This is a genomic window from Rhodococcus sp. 05-2254-5 (assembly GCF_002258575.1).
GTDB classification, from domain to species: domain Bacteria; phylum Actinomycetota; class Actinomycetes; order Mycobacteriales; family Mycobacteriaceae; genus Rhodococcoides; species Rhodococcoides fascians.
The window spans coordinates 186,752-209,511 of record NZ_NOZG01000032.1 but is presented as its reverse complement, the minus strand read 5'-3'; the positions used below and the strand labels follow the sequence as shown (position 1 = coordinate 209,511).

Genomic DNA, 22,760 nt, shown 5'->3' with positions numbered 1-22,760 from the left:
CTCTCTCACATCCGGAAAACGCCGTAGGAGACCGGCTCGAGCGGCGCATTGGCGCACGCCGAGAGTGCCAGTCCGAGAACAGTTCTGGTGTCGGCGGGGTCGATGATGCCGTCGTCCCACAGCCGGGCCGTCGAATAGTAGGGGTTGCCCTGACTCTCGTACTGGTCGCGAATCGGAGCTTTGAACGCCTCCTGGTCTTGCTCCGACCACGGATTACCCGACGCATCCAGTTGGTCACCTCGGACGGTGGCAAGGACGGACGCTGCCTGTTCGCCGCCCATCACCGAGATCCGCGCATTCGGCCACATGAACAGGAAGCGCGGGGAATACGCTCTGCCGCACATGGAGTAGTTGCCTGCACCGTACGAGCCGCCGATGACGACGGTGATCTTCGGAACGCGGGCGCAGGCCACTGCGGTGACCATCTTCGCGCCGTGCTTGGCGATGCCGCCGGCTTCGTAGTCTCGGCCGACCATGAAGCCGGTGATGTTCTGCAAGAACACCAGTGGGATGCTGCGCTTGTCGCAGAGTTCGATGAAATGCGCGCCCTTCATCGCAGATTCGGCGAACAGCACACCGTTGTTGGCGATGATTCCGACGGGATGGCCGTGGAGGTGGGCGAATCCGGTGACGAGTGTCTTGCCGTATTCGGCTTTGAACTCGTCGAATTCGCCTGCGTCGACCACCCGGGTGATCACCTCTCGCACGTCGTACGGGGTGCGTGGGTCGGTGGGGACTACGTCGTAGATCTCGCTCTGGTCGACGATCGGGTCGCGGGTGGGAACGGCATCCCATGGCCGCGGCGTGCGGGGCCCGAGGGTGGAGACGATCTTCCGGACGCGGCGCAATGCGTCGCGGTCGTCGTCTGCCAGATGGTCGGTGACTCCGGAGACCTTGGAGTGCAGGTCTCCGCCACCGAGTTCCTCGGCGGTGACGACCTCGCCGGTCGCGGCTTTCACCAGGGGCGGGCCGCCGAGGAAGATGGTGCCCTGATTCTTGACGATGATGGCCTCGTCGCTCATCGCCGGCACGTATGCCCCACCCGCAGTGCACGAGCCCATCACGGCGGCGATCTGCGCAATGCCCTTGGCGCTCATGGTCGCCTGGTTGAAGAAGATGCGCCCGAAGTGGTCGCGGTCAGGAAATACCTCGTCCTGGCGCGGCAGGAATGCGCCGCCGGAGTCGACGAGGTAGATGCACGGCAGTGTGTTCTGCAGGGCGATCTCCTGCGCGCGCAGGTGCTTCTTCACCGTCATCGGGTAGTAGGTGCCGCCTTTGACGGTGGCGTCGTTGGCAATGATGATGCACTCTCGACCGGCCACGCGACCGATGCCGGCGATCACGCCTGCCCCGGGGCACTCGTCGCCGTAGAGGCCGTTGGCCGCCAGCGGTGCGATCTCGAGGAACGGGCTACCCGGATCCAACAGCTCGTCGACCCGGTCGCGGGGGAGCAGCTTGCCGCGGGCGATGTGCCGTTCCCGGGACTTCTCGCTACCGCCGAGTGCTGCCACGGCGAGCTTCTGGGAGAGCTGCTGCGTGAGTAGCTGATGATCTGCGCGGTTGGCAGCGGTATCGATCGCCATGAGATGCACGCCTTCAGGGGTTGGACGTCGGTGTCACACAGGGTTCAGTTAATGGTTGATAACTGACATGATAGTAAACTACGATTAACCGAGAGTCCAGGTTCGAGGGGGTGGCTGTGCAGGAGATCGAGGTCAAGCCGGCCACGGTGCGTGAGCAACGCAAAGCCGAACGTCGGCAGCAACTGCTCGATGCCGCGGCCTCGCTGTTCGCCGAACGCGGGTTCACGTCGGTGCGGCTCGAGGATCTGGGTGCAGCCGTCGGCATCAGTGGACCGGCCGTCTATCGCCACTTCCCGAACAAGGAGGCGGTGCTCGTCGAACTGATGGTCGGAATCTCGGAGTATCTGCTCGACGGCGGTCGCGAGGTGGTCGGCTCGCGGAAGGTCGATGAGGAGACGGTGTCGGCCCTGGTGGACTTCCACCTCGACTTCGCTTTCGAGACACCGGCTTTCATTCGAATTCAGGATCGCGACCTGCAGAGCCTCCCTGAGGGAGCGCGACGCAAGGTGCGCCGCATGCAGCGCGAGTACGTGGAACTGTGGGTGGCGACCTTGTGTGCCGTCGACCCGGAATTGAACGAGGCCGATGCGCGCACCACGGCGCACGCGGTATTCGGACTCATCAACTCCACGCCCTACAGCGCGGGCCGCACTCCGTCGCGCAATGCTCGGCCGGTGTTGCGAACAATGGCACTGGCGGCACTGGGCGTATCGCACTGATCTGAGCGTCCACAATGGGCGTCGACGATCGCGATCCCGCCTGCAGACACGAATTGTGGACACTCAGCACACCTACTGTGCCGTCACACAGGAAGAGCAAATCGTCGTTATCGGAGACAATGATCGACATGACGACCCAACTTTCGCCCGTCGAGATCGGCCGACGGCAGAGTCGATTCACTCGTGACGAGGTGCCGCGACTGCTGGCGATGGCCGGCTTCATCGCCGCTCTGCATGTAATCGGTTGGGGCTTGTTCACCCACTACGACTCGATTCCCAGCATCCACGGCCTCACCGGAGCCGACGGCACTCTGGTTTACGCCGGAGCCGGCGTGCTGGCGTACACCCTCGGTCTCAGGCATGCGTTCGACGCCGATCACATTGCCGCCATCGACGACACCACCCGCTTTCTGCTGCAGAAGGGGAAGCGGCCGTTGGCAGTCGGGCTGTTCTTCTCGCTCGGGCACTCGACGGTCGTGTTCGTCTTCGTCGCCGCGATTGCCTTCGTCGCGTCGCAGGCGACGGCGTTTCAGGACGCGTTCGCCGGGGTCGGCGGCATCATCGGCACGTTGGTTTCGGGAACCTTCCTGTACCTCATCGCCGCGCTGAACATCGCGGTCCTCGCCGGCATCGTCGGAGTCTGGCGGCGCGCGAAACGCGGTGACGTCACCGAGGCCGGGCTCGACGAGCTGTTGGCCAAGCGCGGCTTGATGAATCGACTGTTCCGGGGCCGCTACGACAAGATGATCAACCATTCGTGGCAGATGTACCCGCTCGGCTTGCTGTTCGGACTCGGTTTCGACACCGCGACTCAGGTCGGTCTACTCGCGATCGCCGGCACCACCGCTATCGCCGGCGGGCTCCCGCCGATGGCCATCATCGCGCTGCCGGTCCTGTTCGCCGCGGGCATGACCACGATGGACACGATCGACGGCATCTTCATGTCCAAGGCGTACGGCTGGGCGTTCGTAACTCCGGTCCGCAAGATCTACTACAACATGACGATGACGGGCCTGTCGGTCTTCGTTGCGTTGGTGATCGGGACGGTCCAGCTGCTGACCCTGCTTGCCGAGCAGTTCGAGCTGACCGGTGGCTTGTGGGACGCACTGGCCGTCATCGACCTCAACCTCGCGGGCCAACTCGTCGTCGGCACGTTTTTCGTTGTCTGGATCGGCGCGGTCGTGTATTACAAGGTGGCGCGCATCGACGAACGCGGTGGCGCACACTCGAACGCAACGGAGACCCAGTGATTGCTCGTCGTCGGATCGGTGCCCTTGCAGTAGTTACGGCGCTGGCGTCGAGCATGGCTTCTGGCCTGCTGACCGCCCCTGCCTCCGCAGCGCCGACGATCACCCAGAACATCGGCGATGTCGTCTCCAGTCGCGCTCTACCGCAAGAATTCTGGATTCCCGGCTCGTCCTCGGCCGAGGTGCTCACCTACGTCACCACCGACACGTTCGGCGAGAAGGCCCTGAGCACCGGCACCGTCTTCCTTCCGCAGGGCACTGCGCCCGAGGGCGGTTGGCCGGTGATCTCGTGGGCTCACGGCACCTCCGGGCTCGGTGACTCGTGCGCGCCCTCGGTCGCGGGACCGGCGCTGGCCGAACGAGATCTGCCGTACCTCGGCAACTGGCTCGCGCAGGGGTACGCCGTTGTGGCCAGTGACTATGCCGGCCTCGGCACCGAAGGATTGCAGGCATATCTGGACGGGCGGACCACGGCGCACAACGTGGTCGACATGGTGAAGGCAGGCCGCAACTACAGCGATCAACTCTCGCGCAAGTGGGTGACGGTCGGTCAGTCCCAGGGCGGCGGCGCAGCGATCTACACCGCGCGCTACGCAACCGAATTCGGTGGATCGGATCTGGACTATCGCGGCGCAGTGGGCACCGGGACTCCCGCGTACATCGAGAAGCTCGTCTCGATCGGTGGACCGGGGATGCCGCCGGTGGCGCTCCCGGCCGGTCTGACCGCGTACGTCGCGTACATCGCTGCGGCTCTACGCTATTCGCACCCCGAGCTGGGCCTGGACGACATCCTCACTCCCGTAGGAAAGAAATACGTGGATCTGGCCGAGACGGCCTGTGTCGCGGACCTCGAGGAGCAGCTCGAGGGTGTCAAGGTCGGTGATTTCTTCACTGCGCCGTTGACCAGCCTGCTGAATTTCACCGCAGTTCTCGACGACTACATGGCCATGCCCGAGGCCGGCTTCGACAAGCCGTTCTTCATGGGCCACGGACTGCGGGACACCGATGTCCCGTTCCCGACGACCGCCGCGTACGTCGCCAGGCTCACCGCCAACGGTCAGCCGGTGACCTTCCGGCCCTACGACGCCGATCACAGCGGAGCGCTCGTGCAATCACAGGCCGACACGATCCCGTTCGTCGCAGGGCTGTTCCGTTAGGTCACCGGTCGCTTGGTGGGCAGTCCGTACGCCCGGGCGGTGAACTTCTCGAGCACGGTGCGCGGCAGCAGTCGCTGCGCCATGAACACCGCGGGAGCGTTGCTGCCGACGGCATAGAGGGGTCGAGTCTTCTTGTCCTCGACGGCTTTCAGGACCGTCTCGGCCACGGTGTCCGCGGAGATACCCTGTGCCTCTTTGGCGTCGAGGTGCGAGATCACTGTCGTGAAATCGCGGAGATACGGAGAATGCGGTCCGCAGTACTTGGTGCGGCGGGCGGAGAGTCCGGTGGCGATGGAGCCGGGTTCGACGGTGGTGATGTCCACCCCGTAGGGCGCGAGCTCGAAGCGGGCCGCCGTCGAGAAGCCCTTGATCGCTGCCTTGGTCGCGGCGTACGACGAGCGATAGGCCAACGGGAAGCTGGCCAGCATCGAGCCGATGTTGACGACCTTGCCCCGACGGCGTTCGCGCATCCCCGGCAGCACGGCTTGCATGAGCTCGACGGCACCGAACACGTTGAGCTGGAACAGCCGGGTGACCGCCTCGATCGGGAGTTCCTCGACGGGGCCGCACTGGCTTTCGCCCGCATTGTTGATCAGAACATCGATCTCCACGCCGGCAAGTCCGTCGACGAACGTCCGGATGGAGTCCGGGTCGGTCAGATCGAGATCTCGGTACTCGACCCCGGGGATGGGGTCGACCACGGTGGAACAACTGCGGCTCGTGCCGATGACGCGGTAGCCGCGAGCGAGCAGTAGTTCGGCGACGGCTTGGCCGATACCGGACGTGGCTCCGGTGACAAGTGCGGTGTTCATCTACGCCTCTTCGTTGCGGTGTTTCCGGTTCTCGGGGTGGCTACTGCCGCCGTGGGAGTGGTTCGATCGATTCGTCGCAACCTGGTGCTCGGAACTCGGGTGTGCAAGGCCGGCACCGACTTACCCGCCGCCATGACGGTTCGGTCCGGTCGTACGACAGCCGCTACCGCGTGACCGCGCCGCAACCACAGTCCGAGCTCGGAGGAGGCCGCGACCTCGACGACGACAGCGCCGCGACGATCGACCTCGCGTCGCTGTTCGACGGTCAACGGGGTCGTCGAGACGAAGAGAAACTGTCCCGGCGCGATGCTGTCCAGTCGGGTGCCGTTGTCCAGGGAGCTGTTGGGGCACAGCGCGCCTACCACCGAACGGATCTGCGCTGCCGGACGCTGGACGAAATCGGAACGGGTGAGCGGAGGAGTGGCGCTGTCGGACACCTTCGCTCCGATGAGGGGCAGGTGGCCGAGAGCCGGTGCGAGCGTGGTGCGCAGAATTCCGGTCAGTCGGCTGCCACCGGTCATTGTCCAGCCCATGGCGACGGCCATCCGAATCATGGCCGTGGCATGAGTCTTTCGCTCGATTTCGTAACTGTCGAGTGCCGAATCGGAGACGTGCCCATCCAGGGCCCCGACGATCTTCCAGACGAGGTTGCGCGCATCACGCAGACCCGCGCCCATTCCCTGTCCGATGAACGGTGGAGTCAAGTGCGCCGCGTCGCCGAGGACGAACACGCGTCGATCACGCCATCGGCCGGCGACCTGCGCCCGAAATGTGTACTCGGCGCTCCGAATCAGCTCCATGGCGGGGTCGTCGACGTGCCGCAGCCACGGCGCAATGAGCGGCCGGACGGCGGCGAGATCCTCGAACTCGTCGAGGGTTTCGCCGTCGAGCATCCGAAATTCCCAGCGGTAGCGGGTGGAGCCGATCCGCATGTACGTGGCGGATCGTTCGGAGTCGCACACCTGGTGAACGCCGTCCCACTGATCGAGTTCGGCATCGGTGGCGATATCGATCACCAACCACCGTTGCGCGAACCCGAGGTCCTCCATCTTCGACCCGATGGACCGGCGCACGATGCTGTTGGCACCGTCGCAGCCCAGTACGTAATCCGCGGTCACCCAGTGTGGGGTTCCGTCCTCGGTGGATGTGTACGACACTCGGGCGGCATCTTTCAGGTTCTGCACGTCGGTGATCTCGCACCCGCCGCGCATCTCGATCGTGTCGTATCGGGCGACGTGCGTGCGCATGAGGCGCTCGAGGTCCGGTTGATCGAACATGTTCGCCTGGGGGTAGCCGTGCGGTCTGTCGTCGGGATCGCGCTCGAACTCGGCCAGGGTGAGCAGATCTTTGGTGCACAGTCGCAGCCCGCGGCCGGGACGTGAGATGCCGGCGAAATCCTCCGCGACACCGATGTCGTGCAGAATTCGGTACACCTCGTCGTCGAGATGTACTGCGCGCGGCTGCGGATAGACGTCGGCCCAGCGATCGAGCACCAGGCAGGGGATGCCGTACTGCGCCAACAGCAGAGCGGCCGTCATGCCCGTCGGGCCGGATCCGACGATGACCACCGGGTGGTGGGTGCCGTCGGATTCGCGTTCGGTCATCGGTACGAGACCCGGGTGCGCTGCACTCCCAGGTCGAGGGATCCGTCGGGGGTGGAGCACGTCAGTTCGAGAACGTCGCCGTCCTGCAGGAAGTCGGGATTCTTGGCCTGCTTCTTGAAGAACACCTTCCACTTGAGCGCCGGCGGGATCAGAGATCCGATCATCTCGATCGGCTTGGCCGGAGCCTTCAGCGCAGTACCACCGGGAGTGCCGGTGAGCAGCAGATCGCCCGCGTCGAGCCGCTGGAAATTGCTCAGCGCCTTCAGCGATTCGACCGGCCGGTAAATCATGTCGGCCACGGTACTGTCCTGTCGCACAGTCCCGTTGACGCGCAGTGTCAGAGTCAGCTCGCCGAACCGGTCGAATTCTCCGGCCTCGAGAAGGAGCAGTCGTGGGCCGACCGGCGTGAACGTGGGGTACGACTTGCCCTCGTAGAACTGGGTTTTCGGTAGTTGGACGTCTCGCGCAGACACGTCGTTGGTGATGACGAGTCCGGCGACGTACTCGGCCACGTTGCTGGCGTCGATCTTGGTGCCGACGGTCAGCGTCTTGCCGAATACCAGGCCGATCTCGATTTCGTAGTCGAGGAGTTTCACGTGCGTCGGCTTGACGATGTCGTCGGTGGGGCCGCTGATCGAACCGGACGTCTTCCGAAAGAACGTCAGTGGCACCGTGTCGGGGTTCATACCCGAGTCCTTGACGTGTGAGACGAAATTGGTCATGTTCGCCACTACCCGGCATGGTGCGGTGACCGGGGAGACGAGCGAAAGCGTCTCCACTGCAACCACATCGGTGCCGGTACGCGCTGCGTCCACAGCGGCGCGATCGGCGAGAAGCTCGGCGGTCGTGGTTGCCGACGTGTCGATGCGCGACGCCCCGGCCGGGGTCTCGACCCACCAGGCGTCGGCGGTGCGTAGTACAGCGATGCTCATGAGGAAGCCACTTTCATCAGGCCACGAAGGCGTTCGGTGTCGAACTCGTTGTCGGTGCGTAGGGAGGACAGGATCGATTTGAGCTCGTGCAGAGAGGCTTTGCTCGGGGCGATACCGAGAAAGTCCTTCGATGCCGGTGGGCCCCACTGGGCGAGGCCGGATGCCGTCATCGGTGCCCAGCCAGGTTCGAGCGAGTTGTCGAACATGTCGCCGTCGCTGAAATGCTCCACCAGGAAACCGTCGGGATCACGCCAGTAGTCGAAGATCTGACTGCCCTGGATGTGTCTGCCGATGCCCCAGGAGTGCTTGTACCCACGCTCGGTGAGGAATTCGCCACCGGCGGCGATGGCGTCGATGTCGGTCACCTGGTACGCCGAGTGCACGTAGCGATTCGACGGGCCGAGAGTCATGGCGAGAGTGTGGTGATCGGACGGGATGCTGCCCCGATCGCAGCGGATGAAGCTCATCACCGGTCCGCGGTCGCGTTGGCCGTCGTAGTAGAGGAAATCGCTGACGATCAGACCCAGGTGGTGCAGGTACCAGTTCAGGTTCTCCAGGTAGTCCACTCGCTGCAGCACCACGTGCCCGAGCCGTTGGACGCGCGCGGGCTGACGCGGGGGCCTCTGGGTGGCGTTGATCCGGTTGCGTGGATCGCCGAAGTTGTAGGTGTGCGCGTCCTGGCCCGGGAGTTCGGGATGTTCGGTGTAGCCCGACACGATCTGCACAGGCTGTCCGCCCGGATCGGTCAGAGTGACGGCGATGCCGCCGAGTGTGTCGGGTAGCCGGTGCACCTGCTGCCCGGTGGCATCGGCGAGGCGGACGACGTCGGCGTCCTCGGCGGCAGCGAACGCCGCGCCGACGAACCGTGTTCGTCTGCCGCGTCGGATGATCACGCACGGCGACCCGACGTGCGTGCCGCGCAGGTGAATCTCCTCGGACGTGCGCAGTGAGACGGTGAAACCGAACGCCACCGCGAATGCCTCGGCCTTGGCCAGGTCGGGTTTGCGGAACTCGAGCCACGCGATGTCGCGCACCTTGATGATCGGGTCGGCGGCTTTTCCCGGGTGTTCGCCTGGAAGCGCGCCCTGATCCACATGCATGTTCTTGTGGCCGTCGACGTCGTGTCCCATCAGCCCTCCCTCGTTGGTGACACTATCGTCACCTATGACTAATCGGTCAGTCAAGAGTGTTGACAAATTCGTCAGCGGTGAGGAAGGGTCAAGGCGGCGACAAATGCACTCAGGAGTAGGGACCATGACCGAAACCCCGAATCGCCTCGAGCGACGCAAAGCGCGCACGCGCGGTGCCCTGATCTCTGCCGCGCAGAGCTTCATCGCCCGCGGCGAATTGCACGTGCCGATTGCCGAGATCACTCAGGCCGCAGACGTCGGCATGGGGTCGTTCTACAACCATTTCGAGAGCCGAGAGCAGCTGTTCCAGGCTGCGGTCGACGGTGCCCTCGAGCTGTTGGGCATCTACCTGGACTCGTTGAGCGACGACGAGGACGATCCCGCAGAAGCGTTCACCCGGTCGTTCCGCATCGCAGGCCGACTGTTCCGGCAACAACCGGATCTGAGCCGAGTGCTCATCCACTCCGGGCCCGAGTTGATCACCTCGAAGCACGGTCTCGGTCCGCGGGCCTCGCGCGACATCGAAGCCGGAGTACTGACCGGGCACTTCCGCGTGCAGGACACCCAGCTGGCTCTGGCCCTGGCAGCGGGGGCACTGCTGGGCATGGGGCAACTACTGCTCGAACAGCCGGAACGTAGCGACGTCGATGCCGTCGACAACATGGCGCACAGCGTGCTGCTCGCCCTCGGAATGTCCGATGCGGATGCGCGCGAGCTGTGTTCGCGAACCCTGCCTCCGCTGGACGCGGTTCCCAGCGTCGACGCGTAAGGGGCCCGTCCGGGTGTCAGTGCGCCCGGCTGTGTTCGAGGTCGCGAATGATATCGCCGACTGCGTTGTCACGCAGTAGCTTCCACTCCAGGATCGGGTTGAGGATCCCACGGAACCAGAAGTACGGTGCCCACACTGCAGGGGCGATCAGCCGTGCTCGACGCGTACGGACCGCGTCGACCAGGAGGTCCGCCGCCCGTGGGGACGGGAGTCGACGGCTCAACGGCCAGGGGAGAAATGCACCGATCCGCTGCCCCATCGGATCGTTGTCGAGGGTGTGGCGCGCCAGATCGGTGTCGACCACCCCGAAGTACGCCAGACCGGCCGATGCACCGACCGCTGCGAGTTCGATGCGTAGCGCGCGGCCCAGCTGTTCCACGGCTGCCTTGCTGACCATGTAGGCAGACCCGCCCATGCCGGGAGTGAATGCAGCACAGGACGATACGAGCAGAATGTGCCCACCACTGGTCACGATCTCGTCCGCCGCGGCGCGGACGATGGTGAGCACACCGCCGAAGTTGACCGCCATGACGGAGTCGAACACCGCGCGGTCGACGGTCCTGATGGTGGCAGGCGGCGGTGTGATGCCGGCGTTGGCGATCACGATGTCGATCCCGCCGAAGGCGCGCACCGTCGCCTGCACGCACTCCGTCATCGCCTCCGGATCCGTGACGTCCCCGGTCAACAGCAACACCCGTGCAGCGCCCGCCGCGTCGGTCGGGAAGCGAAGATCCACCACTGCCACGGATGCACCGGCGGCCACCAGTTTTGCTACGGTCGCGGCACCGATGCCGCGTGCACCGCCGGTCACCAGTGCGACCTTGCCGGTGAGGTCCATGTGGTTCCTCATGCGGACTCCTCGGTGACGGCGAGTGTGCCCGGCACATCGACAGTGGCACTGCGGCAGGAATAGTGGTCGAGTTCGATGGCCGACATACGACGGGTGAAGTTGCGTACCGAACCCGGCCAGTAGGTGACGTTGCGGCCCGATGGGCTCAGGTAGTAGCTGCTGCACCCACCCGAGTTCCACACCGAACCGGCCAACCGTTCGTCCGTGTAGTCCGCGAATTCCGTCTGTGCAGTGCGGGTGACGTCGATTGCGGCCAAGCTTTTGTCGTCCATCGCCCGCAGTGCTGCGAGAACGTAGTTCACCTGTGCTTCGATGGTGACGACCTGCGAGGTGTACACCACCGAGTTGGGGCCGAGCACCATGAAGAAGTTCGGAAAGCCGTGCACCGTCGTCCCTCGATACGACGACATCTCTCCGTCGGGCCAGGTCTGCGCCAACGACCGACCGCCACGACCGACGATGCGCCGAAAGCCTGAATGCCCGGCGACGGTGAAACCTGTTCCGAGAACGATGGTGTCGACCTCGTGGACCGTTCCGTCGGTCGTGACGACGCCCTCGGGCACGACGCGGGAGATGGCGGTGGTCTCGACGGTGACGTTGTCGCGGCACAGGGCGGGGTAGAACTTGTTCGAGAACGTCGGCCGCTTGCAGCCGAATGTGTAGGTGGGAGTCAGCTTCTCGCGGAGTACGGGATCCTTCACCTGTCTGCGTAGGTGAGCCCGGCCCAGTGCGGTCAACGGCGTCAGCAGGGCGCGGTGCCGAATCAGGCCGGGTACCAGAGCTTCCTGGAACAGATCGAACGTACGACGCATGGCGCGCTGAGCCGCCGGAAACTTCCTCAGCGCGGATCTGCCGGACTCGGAGATGGGACGGTCCGGGTGGGGAAGGATCCACGTGGGCGTGCGTTGAAAGAGCGTCAGATGTGCGGCCGACGGAGCGAGTCGGGGTACGAACTGCACCGCCGATGCGCCGGTGCCGATGACGGCGAGACGCTTACCCTCGGCCGAATGGTCATGGTTCCAGCGGGCCGAATGAAAGACGTTGCCTCCGAACGATTCCAGACCGTCGATACTGGGAGTGGCGGGTTCACTGAACGGGCCGAGGGCTCCGATCAGAATCCGAGAAGTCCATGTTCCGCCGCTCGTTCGCACGATCCAACGCGCCCGGTCGTCGTCCCACGTCGCGTCGAGCACCTCGTGTCCGAACCGGATTCGATTCCGGATACCGAACCGGTCGGTGCAGTCGTTGAGGTACTGCTCGATCTCGGGCTGCAGTGGATACAGGCGGGTCCAGTCCGGGTTGGGTGCGAACGAGAACGAATACAGCGCCGAGGGAATGTCGCACTGGGCGCCGGGATAGGTGTTCACGTGCCACGTCCCGCCGACCGCACTGTCACGCTCGAAGATCAAGAAGTCGCCGCGGCCTTCCTGTTCGAGCCTGATCGCAGCTCCGAGACCGCCGAAGCCGGCACCGATGATGGCGACGTCGATGTGCGCCGCGGCAGAGTCGTTGTCGGTCATGATGTGTGGCTCCTTCTACAGATCGAGAACGACGACGTCGCCGTCGACCGCGGCGCGTGACACGCACAGGGTGAGTGAGTTCTCGCGTTCGATGCTGCTCAGCACGCGATCGCGATGGTCGACGCGTCCGCCGGTGAGGCCGACGACGCAGGCACCGCAGAAACCTTGGCGGCACGAGAACGGCTGATCGGCACGGACTCGTCGGAGGGCGTCGAGGGCGGTCTCTTGTGCGCCGACTTCGACGGTGTCGCCGGACCGTGCGAGCTTCAGCACGAACGGACGGCCGTCGACCACGGGGGCGGGCGCGAACAGCTCGGTGTGGAACTCCCGAACCGCGGTACTTCGGGTGGCCTCCTCGCGCAGCCGGCGCGAGAGTGCCGCGGGGCCGCAGACGTACAGGGCCGAGGATCCCGTCCCGAGATCCACGATGTCCGAGGGACTCGGAAGTCCGTCCACGTCATCGGTTTTGACGATCATGTGACCGCGGGAGGTGAGCGCCAGATGCTGCAGTTCGGCGACGAACGGCAGGCTCGCGCGAGATCTCCCGTGGTAGTAGAGGGTCCACCGTGTGCGGTCGGCGACGGCTCGCTCGATCATGGACCGAATGGGCGTGATGCCGATGCCGGCCGCGACGAACAAGTAGTGCTCGGCGGCGGCCATGGGAAATGCGTTGCGGGGTCCACGGACTCGGAGGGTGTCTCCTGGAACGAGACCGTGTATCTCGGTGGAGGCCGCGCCGCCGGGGATCCTGCGGACACCGATGCGATATCGATCGCCTCCTGCCGGCCGACCTGCGAGCGAGTACTGCCGAACCGAGCCTGCCGGTGTGGTCACGTCGATGTGTGCACCGGGCAACCAGGTCGGCATTGCGCTTCCGTCGCTGCGACGCAGTAGAAGTGAGCGCACGTCCTCGGCCTCGTCGACGCTCTCGTCGATGGTGGTCTCGAATTCGTAGCCGACGCATCGGCGCGGTCGCGCCGGGGAGAGGGCGGTCACGACGGACGAGTCGGTGACCAGTCTTGCGTACACCCGAGACGCCGCAGCGATGGCTCGGAGACCACGGCCGGGGTCGGTCACCGTGATCTCACCCAGATGGCTGTGCCTCGAGGCTGTTTCGGTGGTCACTGCTGGGCCGCCAGTGCTGCAGGTGACGTCGCCAGGTATCGCACGGCCTTGTCGATGTCGCCCATCTTCGATGGGTGAAAACCCGGTCGGATGTACAGGGCGAGTTGGACGAACAGAAACGACAGGCCAGGTATCAGTTGCTTGCGGGATGCTCGTGCGAAGGCGAGAGGCCAGGGGGTGCGAAGTCGGCGCTTCCCGGTGCGCGGGGTGGCCACCGAGTTCTTGTACAGGTACGCGGCGGTGCTGAACCAGAGCACGGCCAACCCCGCGCTGGCTATCACCGCGGTGCGGGCGCGGCGAAACGCACCCCCGTCGACGTACTGGAATGCGTCGAAGGCAACGTTGCGGTGTTCGAGTTCCTCGGCCCCGTGCCAGCGAAGCAGGTCCAGCATCGTCGGATCGACACCGAGGCGATCGAATTCGGTGTTGTCCAACAGCCATTCGCCCACTACTGCGGTGAAATGTTCGGCTGCGGCGTAGATCCCGAGGCGCTCGTTCAGCCACGCTTTGCCTGCGCGGCCGGTGAGTCCGTGATCGCCGAACACGACGCCCACCGCGAATCGAATGCGCTGCAGGATCGGCTCGATGTCGACGCCGTGCGCGACGAGGTACGTACGAAAGCTCTCGTGCGAGGACGCGTGCGTGGCTTCTTGTCCGACGAAACCGACGACTTCCTCGTGCAGTCTGCGGTCGTCGATGTACGGAAGTGCGAGGGCGAACACGTCGGCCATCGCCCGTTCGCCCTCGGGCAGCACCAGGTGCATCACGTTCCAGAAGTGCGTGGCGTACCACTCGTGCGGAATGTACTGCAGCGGAACGCCGGTCCAGTCGAACGTCACTGCGCGGGCCACGATCGCGTAGGACTCGTCCAGGTGGCGCGCGTTCGGGTCGATCGCTCGGTCACGAGACATTCGAGCTCCATTCGTCGAGATGCTGATGAGCTGATGCTACATAGCAACAGGTAGTGTTGCAATGTTGCATTCAATCATCGAGGGTGCCGTTAAGATCGGACGATGCATCCAGACGGTGACGACGGGCCGATCCTCGATGCCGCGTTGGAGTTGTTCGGTGAGGTCGGCATCCCCAGAACGACCATCGGGGACGTGGCCAAGCGCGCCAAGATCAACCGGGTGACGGTCTATCGCCGCATCGGATCCAAGGACGAGCTGGTGCGCGCGGTCATGGCACGTGAGTCGACGAGACTGTTCGTCGCGGTGGCGGCAGCGGCCGCCGAACAATCGTCACGGGCGGATCGTGCCGCGCACGGATTCGCGACGACGATCGAGTCGGTGCGAACCAACCCCGTCCTGCTCAAGATGTTCGACTCCGAGAGTGCGCTGGTACTCGAACAGTTGACGACCAATGCATCGACCCTGCTCGCGTCCGCAATAGACGCTGCCGCCCAGATCGCCCGGGGAGGGCTGGACTCGGACAGTTTCGCAGTACCCGACGCCCCGGAAATCGTGGTCCGCGTCGTGCATTCGATTCTGCTGACTCCGGCAGCGGGCGCTGCACTCGAGACGTACGACGATCTGCTGGCCTTCGCGCACCGGAGCATCGTGCCGTTGCTTGTCGGCGGTGACCACCGCGGCTAGAAGTTAGGCTAGGCTGCCCAGTCATGCCTCGATTCTTCGTGTTCCACCGCCGTGCAACCGGCCGGATGAGACGTTCCGCCTCTGCCGGGCTGTACACGCTCGTCGGCGCACTCTCTCTGGCTCTGGTCGGATGCTCGAGCGCCACGTCGGAACCGTCCGGTCCAGCCGAGGCCGCCGGCACCAGGACGGTGCAGGACTACTTCGGCCCGGTCGAGGTTCCCGAGCGACCCGCCCGGGTCGTCGCCGCCGACCCCATCTCACTGGCACTGATGCTGTCGCTCGAGGTGAATCCCGTGGCCGCGTCCTTCAACCCGCTGGCGCTACCCGCGCACGTCGACGAGCGCATCGGCGACATCGCGAACATTGCGGGTGAGGGTGGCGGCTTCGATCCCAACGTCGAGGGAATTCTGGCTCAGGACCCCGACCTGATCGTGGTGGTCGCCGGGTACGACGGCGAAGGCGAGAAGGCCTGGAACAAGGAGATCTACGACAAGCTCGCGGCCAGCGGAGTGCCGACCTACGGCTTCGCCTACAACGACGGGGTGTCGCTCGAGGATGTCTCGCACGGGGTAGCGGCCGTAGGGGATGCGCTCGGAAAGCAGAGCCAGGCAACGGACCTCATGCAGGGGCTGACCGATCGCATGGCCGCGCTGAAACAGCGGGTTGCCGACGCGGGCCTGGCCGACAAGCCGGTCTCCGCTGTTCGATTGAGCGAGCGTGGGGAGTACTCGATTCGCGTCGGCACGGGTGAGAGCATCGCCTTCCGCGGTGTGGGCATGGCGCAGCCCGAGGGCCAGCAGGATCCCAGTGTGTTCCGTATCGACATCACCGACGAGACGCTGAACATTCTGAACTCCGCCGACACCCTGTTCGTGTACACCGACCAGGGTGCCGACAGTGAACGGGACGCGATCAGTGCTGCACCGCTGTGGTCGACACTGCCTGCGGTGCAGCAGAATCGGGTGCACTGGGTCTCGGCGAGCGTGTGGAATTCATCGGACCCGATCGGCCTGGGCAAAATCATGGACGACATCGAAAAGATGTTCATCGAGCCGGCAGAGCAGAGCTGAAGGCCTCGTCATGGCCGGCCGACGTGACGAGGGCGGTTACCTCACAGCGCGAGTAATCGAAGCGAACCGCTTGTCACCGTCGCTGATTCGCGTCGTGTTCGATGCTTCCGCTGCACGCGGGTTCGAGTCGAGCGGAGTGCCCGACGAAATCGTGCACCTGTACTTTCGGGCCGACGGAGAGGACGTACCGCCCGAGATGACCCGACGCGACGGCGTTCTCGCGCACCATGACGACGTGGTTCGTGAATGCCGCAACTACACCGTCCGGTGCTGGGACGAGAACCGGATCACGATCGACTTCGTGGACCACGTCGGCGGCGTGGCCGCGGACTGGGCTCGCTCGGCCGAGCCGGGTACGGCGCTGGGGATGTGGGGAACACGGTCGTGGTACGAGCCGCCCGCCGACACGGAGTGGATGTTGTTGATCGCCGATCTACCGGGGCTACCCGCTCTGTGCCGTGCTCTGGAGCAGCTGCCTGCCGGACTCCGCGCGCATGCGATCGTCGAGGTGGCTCACGACGACGACGTGTTGGACGTTCGATCGGCGGCCTCGGTGACCATCGACTGGCGGGTGGCCGGAAACGGGCGCGCACCATCGCAACTCGTCGATGCTGTGCGCACGTTTCGAGTCCCGACCGGAAACGGGTACGTCTGGTTCGGTGGTGAGGCGTCGGCGGGTCGAGGCGTACGTAAGTACTTCCGCAGTGAGATCGCATTCCCTGCCCGCCGCATGGCCGTCGTCGGATACTGGCGAGACGACAAGGAAGCATGGATCGAACGCTATGAGCGGGTCGCCGATTCACTGATCGACGACTACGAGCGCATCGCGTCCGCTGGCATGGGTGAGGCCGAGGCCGAGATCCACTGGGACGAGATTCTCGAGCGAGCCGGACTGTGACTCAGGGACTCGTCGGACAGCATTCACCGTCGCGTGATCACAGAACTGCGTCGGCCGCTTCCTTGGCGACGTAGGCGTCACGCAAGTCGCGCTTGAGGATCTTGCCTGCTCCGCTCATGGGTAGCGCCGTCACGAACTCGATGGTGCGGGGAGTCTTGTACCCGGCAACGTAGGTGCGAGTGTGCTCGCGTAACTCGGCTGTCGTGGGTGAGAGTCCCTCGGCCAGAACGACACACGCATGAACTCGTTCACCCCACTCCTCGTCCGGAACGCCGATCACGGCGCAGGCCAGAACGGCGGGATGACGACTGAGCGCACTCTCCACCTCGGCGCTGTAGACGTTCTCGCCGCCGGTGATGATCATGTCCTTCAAGCGGTCGACGACGAACAGGAATCCGTCGGAGTCGAGGTAGCCCACGTCGCCGGTGTGCATCCAGCCGTCTCGAACGGCGGCCGCGGTCTCCTCCGGCTTGTTCCAGTACCCCAGCATCACATGACCGCCGCGGACGCAGATTTCGCCGACGTCACCGGTGGCGAGCTGCTCGTCGTCCGGGCCGAGGATGCAGATCTCCGAGTGAGGGGCCGCGCGTCCCGCCGAGCCGATACGTTGTCCAACATGATGTTCCGGCCACAGCAGAGATGCGACCGGCGCGAGTTCTGTCATGCCGTAGGCCTGCGTGAGGCGGGCCTGTGGAAGCCTGGCGAGGGTCCGCTCGAGAACACCGGCGGAGATGGGCGATCCTCCGTAGAGCACACGGCTCAGTGACGAGGTGTCGAACTGGCTCAACGTGGGGTGGTCGACGAGCAGCTGAATCATGGTGGGAACCAGCAACACATCGGTGACGGAGTGCTGTGCGATCGCGCCCAGTACCGCTGTCGGTTCGAAGAACGGAACCATGACATGGGTGCCACCGAGCATGACCTGCCCTACCCATGCAGCCAGATCGGCGAGGTGGAACATCGGTGCGGCGTGGAGCAATACCGACGCGTCGTCGAGCAGCTGTCCGGTGGCCACCGTCCCCAGGCCGGAGGTCACCAGATTCGCGTGGGAGAGCATGACGCCCTTGGGGAATCCGGTGGTGCCGCCGGTGTAGAAGAGGCCGGCCAGGGCGTCGCCACTGCGTCGCACATCGGGGACGGGATCGTGGGATGCCACCAGATCCTCGTACGACACCATGCCGTCAGGGGTGGAGCCGTCCCCGCAGTAGACGACGGTGGCCAGGTCGGGACACGACGCGCGTAGAGCCGGAACCATCGCCCCGAAGGTGTCGTCGACGATGAGTACCTTGGTCCCGGAGTCGTTGAGTGCATACGCAACTTCGACGGGTGACCACCGAATGTTGACGGGATTGAGCACGGCATCGGCCCACGGGACCGCAAGCAGGTACTCGGAGTAGCGGTCACTGTTGAACGCCAGCATTGCCACTCGATCGCCGCTCTCGACTCCGACGGAATGCAGACCGGCCGCGAACCTCGCCACACGATCGATCTGTTCCGAGAAGGTGCGCACGCGATCGCCGAACACCGTTGCAGCGCGATCGGGCGTGGTGACTGCGGAGCGATGGAGGCCTTGAGTGAGATACATGGCGAGGTCCCTTGTGCGAGAGGGGGCGCGGTACGCCCGAGTGAATACGGTCACAGTTCCACCTTGTTGGCGTGGTGTCAATAGCGAAGCCGTGGGTGATCGACGGGATGTGAACCGTGAAAAGGATTGCCCAGCTACCGTTCTGGGGCGTTGTCGAGAGAGCGTGCGGTGGAGAGAACGGTGACGAGCACGTCTGTCAGAAGTGTTTCCACCTGGTCCCGGGTCAGCGTGCCGCGCACCAGCCACTCGCGACCTGCCGCCTTCACCATGCCGCCGAACGCCCGCACTGCCGACGTTGCGATGCGTCTGTCGCCGCGGTGTGTCTCGAAAGCCGTTGCGTCCAAGACGCGCTCGGCGGCAAGGTCGTCCGCCTCGTCCAAAATCTGCGCCACCTGCTGGTCCACGCCCGAGCCGCTCGCCACCGACACCCACGCCGTTCCGTGTGCCTCGATGACGCCCACCAGCCAGTGCACACTCCCGCGAGCCCTCTCCTCGACCGAGCCCGTGGGCAAGTGCACGTCCTCGATCGGCGGCACGGTGACCAGGAAACGAACACACTCGAGGTACAGATCCCGTTTGCTGCCGATGTAGTGATGAATGAGCCCGCGTGCAACACCCGCAGCCGCAGCCACGTCGGCCATGGAGACCTCGGCGTACGGCTTGTCGCCGAACAAGCGAACGGCGGCGGCCAGGATCTGGGTCCGTCGCTCGTCCGGTTCCAGTCGATTCCACTTGGGTGTGCTTGCAGCCGGCATGGTTGTCATGATCGCACCGAACCGAGCGAGCGCGATCTCAGAGGTACCGCTCGGTGCGCGCTCGCAGCGATGCCGGTACGACGAACCTGTCGCCGTATCGCGCCCGCAACTCGTCGGCTCGGCGCACGAATCCCGGGAGACCGCCGTCGAACTGATTGACGAACTGCAGCACACCGCCGGTCCAGGCGGGGAAGCCGATACCCAGAATGGAACCGACATTGGCGTCGGCGACGGTTCGGAGAACGCCCTCGTCGAGGCATGCGACCGAATCCAGTGATTGGGCGACGAGCATGCGATCCATCATGTCCTCGAACGGAATTCCGTGATCGGGGCGGTGGTAGTGCTCCACCAGGCCCGGCCAGAGCCGGACCTTGCTGCCGTCCTCGGCGTACTCGTAGAACCCGCGCCCCGCCTTGCGGCCCGGACGGTCGAACTCGTCGACGAGGCGATCGACCAGGGCGTACGAATTCGAGACGATCCAGGGGCGACCGTCGGCGCGAGCGGCCTCGGCCATGCCCTCGCGGATGTGCCGCGACAGGGTCAACGAAATCTCGTCCATCAGAGCCAGTGCGCCGGACGGGTAGCCGGCCTGGAGTGCGGCCTGCTCGACGGTGGCCGGATGCACGCCCTCCGCGACCAGCGAGATCGCCTCGTCCATGAATCGGCCGATGACGCGGGTGGTGAAGAAGCCGTGACTGTCGCCGACGACGATGGGTGTCTTGCCGATCAGGCGGACGAAGTCGAATGCGCGGGCAAGAGCGGAATCGCTGGTGTGTTCTCCCACCACTATCTCCACCAACGGCATCTTGTCGACGGGGGAGAAGAAGTGCGTGCCGATGAAGTCGCCGGTCCGCGAAACAGACTGCGAGAGTGCGGTGATGGGGAGGGTGGAGGTGTTCGAGCACAGCAGTGCGTCGGCGGTCAGATACTTGTCGACGGCCTCGAAGGCACCCTGCTTGACGGCGGGATCCTCGAACACTGCCTCGACGACCAAGTCGCAACCCTCGGCGTCGGCCGCGTCGGAGCTGGGGGTGATGAGCGCGAGCACCGCATCGGCATCGGCCTGGCTTGCGCGGCCTTTCGCGACAGCTTTACCGAGAACCGAACGTGCATAACTCTTCCCGCGCTCGGCGGATTCGATCGAGACATCACGGAGGATCACCGGAACCCCGGCCGAGGCGACGACGTAGGCGATGGCGGCACCCATCATTCCGGCCCCGATCACCAGCACTTTCTCGGGAACTCGATGTGGTTCGGCCGGAGGGCGGGAAGCGCCTTTGGTGATGGAGCCGAGATCGAAGAACATCGACTGGATCAGGTTGCTCGAGATCGGCCCGCAGGCGAGCGACGTGCAGTAGCGGGTTTCGACGAGCGAGGCGGCGTCGAAGTCGAGTACCGATCCTTCCACTGCCGCGGCAACCACTGCGATGGGGGCAGGCATCGGCGCGCCCTTGACCTGTTTACGCACTGTTGCCGTGAGTGCCGGCAGCTGCGCGGCCACAGCCGGTGCTGCCGCCGAACCGCCGGGGATCGTGAATCCCGCTCTGTCCCAGGGCTGGAGGGCCCCGGGATTGGCGCTGATCCAGGAACGTGCCAGCGCCATCATCTGCTCGTGGGTGTCGACGACCTCGTCGATGAGTCCGAGTTCGAGGGCCTGCGCCGGCCGATACCGCTGGCCCTGGCCCACCACCTGTGTCAGAGCCTTGACGATGCCGAACATGCGGACCGTCCTGGTGACGCCACCGGCCCCGGGGAGAAGCCCGAGGGTCACCTCGGGCAGCCCGAAGCGAGCCTTGCTGTTGTTCAGCGCAATTCGATGGTGGCAGGCCAGGGCGATTTCGAAGCCGCCGCCGAGTGCGGTGCCGCCCAGTGCGGCCACCACTGGCTTGCCGAGCGTCTCGAGCCGCCGAAACTTGTCCTTCGTGAAATCGAGCGCACCCGCGATGGCTGCATGGTCGGACGGACCGGCGTCGCGCAGCAATTCGAGGTCGCCACCGGAGAAGAACGAATCCTTGCCCGACGTGACGATGATGCCGTCGTACGCATCGAGTTCGGTCTCGAGCCAGTCGACGGTCTGCTCGAGCGATTCACCGAATGCCGCGTTCATGGTGTTCGTGGAATGCGCAGGATCGTCGATCGTCAGAACTACGATACGATCGGTACCGATCTCGCCGGTGATGGTGGAAGTGTGCAGTGCGGCTGGGTTGTTCATCGGATCCTCGGGTCGGTGCGGGTTCTACAGAGAGCGAGAGATGAGGTCTTTCATGACTTCGTTGGCACCGGCGTAGATGCGGGCGATGCGACCGTCGACGAACATGCGGGCGATGGGGTATTCCTCCATGTAGCCGTAGCCGCCGAAGAGTTGCAGGCAGCGGTCGACCACCTCGAATTGTCGATCGGTGGTCCAGTACTTGACCATCGCAGCCGTCGTCACGTCCAGTGATCCCGAAATATGTTGGGCCACTGCGTCGTCGACGAAGGTGCGGACGACGCGTCCGATGGTGGCGCATTCGGCGAGCTCGAACTTGGTGTTCTGCAGGTCGAACAGTGTCTTGCCGAACGCGTTTCGTGTCTTGGTGTAGTCGACGGTCTGCTGGACGGCGGCCTCGATCATCGCGGCGGCGGCAATACCGCAGATCAGCCGTTCCTGGGGAAGCTGCTGCATCAACTGCGCGAAGCCGCGACCTTCTTCACCCAGGAGGTTGGCAGCCGGAATACGTAGACCGTCGAAGCTGAGTTCTGCTGTGTCCTGGCCTTTCTGGCCGATCTTGTGCAGTACCCGGCCGCGGTGGAAGCCTTCGGTGTCGTCGGAGACCTCGGCCACGAGCAGCGATAGCCCACGGGCTCCGGCGGCCGGATCGGTCTTGGCGGCGATGATGATCAGATCGCAGTGAGCTCCGTTGGAGATGAACGTCTTTCCGCCCGTGACCACGTAGTCGTCCCCGTCGCGCACCGCGCGGGTGGTGATGCCCTGGAGGTCGGATCCGGTGCCCGGTTCGGTCATCGCGATCGCGCCGATCCACTCGCCGGAGCACAGCTTCGGAAGCCAGCGCTGCTTCTTCTCCTCGGGCGCGTACGCAAGGATGTAATGCGGAACGATGCCGCTGTGCACACCCAACTGCATGGCCGAGTCGCCTGCGCGGACCTGCTCCTCGAACAGCACCGCCTCGTGGCGGAAGTCGCCGCCGCCTCCGCCGTACCGCTGGGGTATCGACATTCCCAGGAGTCCATGGTTGCCCGCACTCCGGTAGACCTCGCGGCTGGGGCGTCCGGCCGTCGCGAATTCCTCGCGGTGCGGCGCGACCTCCTTCTCGAAGAAGCTGCGGGCGAGCTGTCGGACGTCGGCGAGCTCGGTGGTGACGTCGTCGGTGCGGTCTGCGAGTGCAGTCATGGAGGGTCCTCGGGTCGG

General features: G+C 64.9%; 20 protein-coding genes. 7 read left to right on the top strand and 13 right to left on the bottom strand.

Annotated elements, in window-relative coordinates; genetic code table 11:
- Positions 1-5: 5 nt before the first annotated feature.
- Complete coding sequence (locus tag CH278_RS25035; protein ID WP_094623137.1) at positions 6-1,583, bottom strand: carboxyl transferase domain-containing protein; 1,578 nt, start codon at positions 1,581-1,583, stop codon at positions 6-8.
- Between the two features lie 110 nt (positions 1,584-1,693).
- Between CH278_RS25035 and CH278_RS25030 the strand changes: the two genes are divergently transcribed.
- From CH278_RS25030 to CH278_RS25020, 3 genes are all read left to right on the top strand, one after another.
- Positions 1,694-2,302, top strand: a complete 609-nt coding sequence (locus CH278_RS25030) for an SACE_7040 family transcriptional regulator (protein ID WP_052074028.1) — start codon at positions 1,694-1,696, stop codon at positions 2,300-2,302.
- Positions 2,303-2,430: 128 nt separating this feature from the next.
- Positions 2,431-3,552, top strand: coding sequence for a HoxN/HupN/NixA family nickel/cobalt transporter (locus CH278_RS25025; protein WP_051365299.1), 1,122 nt, complete (start codon positions 2,431-2,433; stop codon positions 3,550-3,552).
- A gap of 53 nt (positions 3,553-3,605) precedes the next feature.
- Complete coding sequence (locus CH278_RS25020) at positions 3,606-4,706, top strand: alpha/beta hydrolase family protein (protein ID WP_143536306.1); 1,101 nt, start codon at positions 3,606-3,608, stop codon at positions 4,704-4,706.
- On the opposite strand, the gene CH278_RS25015 is transcribed toward CH278_RS25020, so the two are convergent.
- From CH278_RS25015 to CH278_RS25000, 4 genes are read right to left on the bottom strand one after another with little or no spacing between them, the layout of a single operon-like run.
- Positions 4,703-5,518, bottom strand: a complete 816-nt coding sequence (locus tag CH278_RS25015; protein ID WP_032400638.1) for an SDR family oxidoreductase — start codon at positions 5,516-5,518, stop codon at positions 4,703-4,705. The genes CH278_RS25020 and CH278_RS25015 overlap by 4 nt on opposite strands.
- On the bottom strand, positions 5,515-7,122 hold the full coding sequence (mhpA, locus tag CH278_RS25010) for a bifunctional 3-(3-hydroxy-phenyl)propionate/3-hydroxycinnamic acid hydroxylase MhpA (protein WP_094623135.1): 1,608 nt from the start codon (positions 7,120-7,122) through the stop codon (positions 5,515-5,517). Before mhpA ends, CH278_RS25015 begins: the two co-directional genes overlap by 4 nt.
- Positions 7,119-8,054, bottom strand: a complete 936-nt coding sequence (locus CH278_RS25005; protein WP_032367881.1) for a fumarylacetoacetate hydrolase family protein — start codon at positions 8,052-8,054, stop codon at positions 7,119-7,121. Before CH278_RS25005 ends, mhpA begins: the two co-directional genes overlap by 4 nt.
- On the bottom strand, positions 8,051-9,184 hold the full coding sequence (locus tag CH278_RS25000) for a VOC family protein (protein ID WP_094623134.1): 1,134 nt from the start codon (positions 9,182-9,184) through the stop codon (positions 8,051-8,053). The genes CH278_RS25005 and CH278_RS25000 overlap by 4 nt, the downstream gene beginning before the upstream one ends.
- 124 nt (positions 9,185-9,308) lie before the next feature.
- On the opposite strand from CH278_RS25000, the gene CH278_RS24995 reads away from it, so the two are divergent.
- Entirely contained in the window at positions 9,309-9,953 is a 645-nt protein-coding gene (locus CH278_RS24995) for a TetR/AcrR family transcriptional regulator (RefSeq protein ID WP_027494706.1), read from the top strand.
- 16 nt (positions 9,954-9,969) lie between these two features.
- Here CH278_RS24995 and CH278_RS24990 read toward each other — a convergent pair whose 3' ends face one another.
- From CH278_RS24990 to CH278_RS24975, 4 genes are read right to left on the bottom strand one after another with little or no spacing between them, the layout of a single operon-like run.
- Positions 9,970-10,803 (bottom strand): SDR family NAD(P)-dependent oxidoreductase, encoded by an 834-nt coding sequence (locus CH278_RS24990; protein ID WP_032385876.1) that lies wholly within the window; start codon positions 10,801-10,803, stop codon positions 9,970-9,972.
- Complete coding sequence (locus CH278_RS24985) at positions 10,800-12,323, bottom strand: flavin-containing monooxygenase (protein ID WP_052060919.1); 1,524 nt, start codon at positions 12,321-12,323, stop codon at positions 10,800-10,802. The genes CH278_RS24990 and CH278_RS24985 overlap by 4 nt, the downstream gene beginning before the upstream one ends.
- A 15-nt stretch (positions 12,324-12,338) precedes the next feature.
- Entirely contained in the window at positions 12,339-13,448 is a 1,110-nt protein-coding gene (locus CH278_RS24980; RefSeq protein WP_256991921.1) for a PDR/VanB family oxidoreductase, read from the bottom strand.
- A complete protein-coding gene (locus tag CH278_RS24975) occupies positions 13,445-14,359 on the bottom strand; it encodes a metal-dependent hydrolase (protein ID WP_027494703.1) in 915 nt (304 codons plus the stop codon). The genes CH278_RS24980 and CH278_RS24975 overlap by 4 nt, the downstream gene beginning before the upstream one ends.
- Positions 14,360-14,461: 102 nt before the next feature.
- Here CH278_RS24975 and CH278_RS24970 point away from each other — a divergent pair, with 102 nt between their 5' ends.
- The 3 genes from CH278_RS24970 to CH278_RS24960 are packed head-to-tail and all read left to right on the top strand — an operon-like array spanning position 14,462 to position 17,011.
- Positions 14,462-15,043: a TetR/AcrR family transcriptional regulator gene (locus tag CH278_RS24970; RefSeq protein ID WP_027494702.1), complete on the top strand. Its 582-nt coding sequence runs from the start codon at positions 14,462-14,464 to the stop codon at positions 15,041-15,043.
- A 23-nt stretch (positions 15,044-15,066) separates the two neighbouring features.
- Positions 15,067-16,113 carry an ABC transporter substrate-binding protein gene (locus CH278_RS24965; protein ID WP_094623133.1) on the top strand — a complete coding sequence of 349 codons (1,047 nt, stop codon included), beginning with the start codon at positions 15,067-15,069 and terminating at the stop codon, positions 16,111-16,113.
- A gap of 10 nt (positions 16,114-16,123) precedes the next feature.
- The gene (locus tag CH278_RS24960; protein ID WP_094623132.1) at positions 16,124-17,011 is read left to right on the top strand and encodes a siderophore-interacting protein; all 888 of its coding nucleotides are present in this window, start codon (positions 16,124-16,126) and stop codon (positions 17,009-17,011) included.
- 37 nt (positions 17,012-17,048) lie between these two features.
- Here CH278_RS24960 and CH278_RS24955 read toward each other — a convergent pair whose 3' ends face one another.
- From CH278_RS24955 to CH278_RS24940, 4 genes are all read right to left on the bottom strand, one after another.
- Positions 17,049-18,596 (bottom strand): acyl-CoA synthetase, encoded by a 1,548-nt coding sequence (locus tag CH278_RS24955; RefSeq protein WP_094623131.1) that lies wholly within the window; start codon positions 18,594-18,596, stop codon positions 17,049-17,051.
- Positions 18,597-18,730: 134 nt separating this feature from the next.
- Positions 18,731-19,360 carry a TetR/AcrR family transcriptional regulator gene (locus CH278_RS24950; protein ID WP_306427547.1) on the bottom strand — a complete coding sequence of 210 codons (630 nt, stop codon included), beginning with the start codon at positions 19,358-19,360 and terminating at the stop codon, positions 18,731-18,733.
- 28 nt (positions 19,361-19,388) lie between these two features.
- Complete coding sequence (locus tag CH278_RS24945) at positions 19,389-21,563, bottom strand: 3-hydroxyacyl-CoA dehydrogenase NAD-binding domain-containing protein (RefSeq protein WP_094623130.1); 2,175 nt, start codon at positions 21,561-21,563, stop codon at positions 19,389-19,391.
- A 24-nt stretch (positions 21,564-21,587) separates the two neighbouring features.
- Positions 21,588-22,742, bottom strand: a complete 1,155-nt coding sequence (locus CH278_RS24940; RefSeq protein WP_094623129.1) for an acyl-CoA dehydrogenase family protein — start codon at positions 22,740-22,742, stop codon at positions 21,588-21,590.
- Positions 22,743-22,760 lie beyond the last annotated feature (18 nt).

Bases quoted from the DNA above. Each gene is read 5' to 3' on its own strand.
- CH278_RS25035 (WP_094623137.1), bottom strand. From the start codon at position 1,583: ATGGCGATCGATACCGCTGCCAACCGCGCAGATCATCAGCTACTCACG.
- CH278_RS25025 (WP_051365299.1), top strand. From the start codon at position 2,431: ATGACGACCCAACTTTCGCCCGTCGAGATCGGCCGACGGCAGAGTCGA.
- CH278_RS25020 (WP_143536306.1), top strand. From the start codon at position 3,606: ATGGCTTCTGGCCTGCTGACCGCCCCTGCCTCCGCAGCGCCGACGATC.
- CH278_RS25015 (WP_032400638.1), bottom strand. From the start codon at position 5,518: ATGAACACCGCACTTGTCACCGGAGCCACGTCCGGTATCGGCCAAGCC.
- mhpA (WP_094623135.1), bottom strand. From the start codon at position 7,122: ATGACCGAACGCGAATCCGACGGCACCCACCACCCGGTGGTCATCGTC.
- CH278_RS25005 (WP_032367881.1), bottom strand. From the start codon at position 8,054: ATGAGCATCGCTGTACTACGCACCGCCGACGCCTGGTGGGTCGAGACC.
- CH278_RS25000 (WP_094623134.1), bottom strand. From the start codon at position 9,184: ATGGGACACGACGTCGACGGCCACAAGAACATGCATGTGGATCAGGGC.
- CH278_RS24995 (WP_027494706.1), top strand. From the start codon at position 9,309: ATGACCGAAACCCCGAATCGCCTCGAGCGACGCAAAGCGCGCACGCGC.
- CH278_RS24990 (WP_032385876.1), bottom strand. From the start codon at position 10,803: ATGAGGAACCACATGGACCTCACCGGCAAGGTCGCACTGGTGACCGGC.
- CH278_RS24985 (WP_052060919.1), bottom strand. From the start codon at position 12,323: ATGACCGACAACGACTCTGCCGCGGCGCACATCGACGTCGCCATCATC.
- CH278_RS24975 (WP_027494703.1), bottom strand. From the start codon at position 14,359: ATGTCTCGTGACCGAGCGATCGACCCGAACGCGCGCCACCTGGACGAG.
- CH278_RS24970 (WP_027494702.1), top strand. From the start codon at position 14,462: ATGCATCCAGACGGTGACGACGGGCCGATCCTCGATGCCGCGTTGGAG.
- CH278_RS24965 (WP_094623133.1), top strand. From the start codon at position 15,067: ATGCCTCGATTCTTCGTGTTCCACCGCCGTGCAACCGGCCGGATGAGA.
- CH278_RS24960 (WP_094623132.1), top strand. From the start codon at position 16,124: ATGGCCGGCCGACGTGACGAGGGCGGTTACCTCACAGCGCGAGTAATC.
- CH278_RS24955 (WP_094623131.1), bottom strand. From the start codon at position 18,596: ATGTATCTCACTCAAGGCCTCCATCGCTCCGCAGTCACCACGCCCGAT.
- CH278_RS24950 (WP_306427547.1), bottom strand. From the start codon at position 19,360: ATGACAACCATGCCGGCTGCAAGCACACCCAAGTGGAATCGACTGGAA.
- CH278_RS24945 (WP_094623130.1), bottom strand. From the start codon at position 21,563: ATGAACAACCCAGCCGCACTGCACACTTCCACCATCACCGGCGAGATC.
- CH278_RS24940 (WP_094623129.1), bottom strand. From the start codon at position 22,742: ATGACTGCACTCGCAGACCGCACCGACGACGTCACCACCGAGCTCGCC.